This is a genomic window from Microcoleus sp. OTE_8_concoct_300, from assembly GCF_031383065.1.
Taxonomy (GTDB): Bacteria; Cyanobacteriota; Cyanobacteriia; order Cyanobacteriales; family Microcoleaceae; genus Microcoleus.
In genome coordinates this window covers 1-1,904 of sequence record NZ_JANMZH010000550.1, presented here as the reverse complement: position 1 = coordinate 1,904, position 1,904 = coordinate 1, and the positions used below count along the sequence as shown (strand labels likewise).

The following is a 1,904-nucleotide window of genomic DNA, read 5'->3' as shown; positions in this document are numbered from 1 at the left end:
CAAAAATAAGGTGTAGAGGTCTAGATTGCATTGTGCTGTCGATGGTTTAGTAATTTCTCTGATTGTCCGATACCTAGAAAGTAAACGACCCATCTTTATCAATGCACTATTTTGTTATTCTGTCAATGCGTAAGTCCTATAGCAGTAATTTTTCTTTACTTACTGCTGTTATAGCCCGTTCGAGTCGATGCTCTAGTTCCTCAAGCGTTTCCTGGATTTCTACCTGAAATTTGTTGGCCATATTGGATATCCTCTACTTTAGCCTATATGAGCGTGTACCTTCATAGTGAATTGGTATAAGGATAAGTTGCAAGCAAGGGTAGTATAAGAACAACTACACCAGATATGTGTTTGGGCTGTAATCTGATTCTCAGTCCTTAGTCTTATTTGAAAATTCCTTAGTGCAATAGTCCGGACAGTTTTTAGTTGGTCGTCTGAAACCCTCGATTTTCCGTTGGTAGCGAACTTGCCTTGGAGCCTTGAAACCCTTATTCTACGGTTGGCAATCAAAAACTGTCCGAAGTATTGTTAGTGGTCAATTCGCGATAAACTGCCAAGGTTTCCTGATTGACACGCGAAACACTCAGGCAATCTAGGTTGTTTTTTGCTTTGCTTTTCCCTTTGTGCAGCAAGCTGGGGTCACTGAGTAATTGCCTCAGAGCGACTGCTAGACTCTGGCTATTTGATGGCGGAACCAGCATACCTGCCTGCCCTCCAGACAACGCTTCAGGAATGCCATCCACATCACTAGCAATAATGGCGCATCCTGCTTCACGAGCTTCTGGGATAACAAGAGGGGAAGGGTCACGGTGCGAAGCAAGTACGAAGATGTCAGTAGCTAACAGATAGCGCTGCGGCTCAGACTGGAAGCCTTCAAAATGAATGCGATCGCTCACGGCTGTACTTTGTGCTTGCGCCTCAAACATTTCCCGATCAGGTCCGTTCCCCACCAGATAGAGATGGGCCTCGGGAAAATCCGCAGCGATTTGTGCGAAAGCCTCAATTAACTCAGCAATCCCTTTGCGCCGATACATCCCCGCCACAGTTGCGATCGCGGGTCGCTGTAGTGGCATCGGTTGGTATTCTGTCAGTTGGCGAGTGCGGGGGCTACCTAGTGTACCATTATTGACTACCCGCAACTTGTTCTGAGGAATACCGCGCCGAGCCATTGACTGGGCAACCGCCTTACTGACCGCAATAACCCGGTCAGCCCAACCCATAAGCACTGCACTGCGCTGAAATTCATTATGGACTGTAGACACGACAGCGTATCCAAATCCCACTCTTAAAGCACGCGCCAGTACCACTCCCGTCATCATATGAGCATGGACGATATCAGGTTGAAACTCTTGTGCGATCGCCCGATAACGTGCAGCAGCCTTAAGCAGATTGATCGGTGTCCTCGTCTGATCGAGTTTGAAGAGCCTTACACCATAACGTGCCATTAATTCCTCATATTCTCCACCAGCAGAAGCGACAGCGACTTCGTGACCTGCTTTGGCTTGCAGACAGGCTAGATCGACTGTCACATTGACAATCCCATTTCCGATCTCTTGGACGTGGTTGAGAATATGTAGGACGCGCATCAAATACCTCTAAATTAGATAACGTAAAAAAACGAAAATAGCTTTAGTTGGAAATTACAGTCGATAAATGAGAAGTTAACGTTGATTTGGCCCGATTTACTTAATTATTTGAGGTAAACCGATACATAATCACCTTGGCTTTCGCATCTTCCTCTACAAACACCACATATTCACCATTCGTAAGGATTCAGGTCAAAAAAACTTCAGTGACGGCATCTGGTAAAATAAACGAATGAAAAAGCCCGCAGCCACCAAAGAGCAGAAAAAAACCCAAATCGAGCAGTTGAGCCAAGCTGAACTGGTAGAAATGGTACTGGG

The 1,904-nt window shown here is 46.0% G+C and carries 1 protein-coding gene; it reads right to left on the bottom strand.

The features are described 5' to 3' along the window. Positions 1-506: 506 nt before the first annotated feature. A complete protein-coding gene (locus ACUVJL_RS25335; RefSeq protein WP_445248361.1) occupies positions 507-1,586 on the bottom strand; it encodes a glycosyltransferase family 4 protein in 1,080 nt (359 codons plus the stop codon). Between the last annotated feature and the right edge of the window lie 318 nt (positions 1,587-1,904).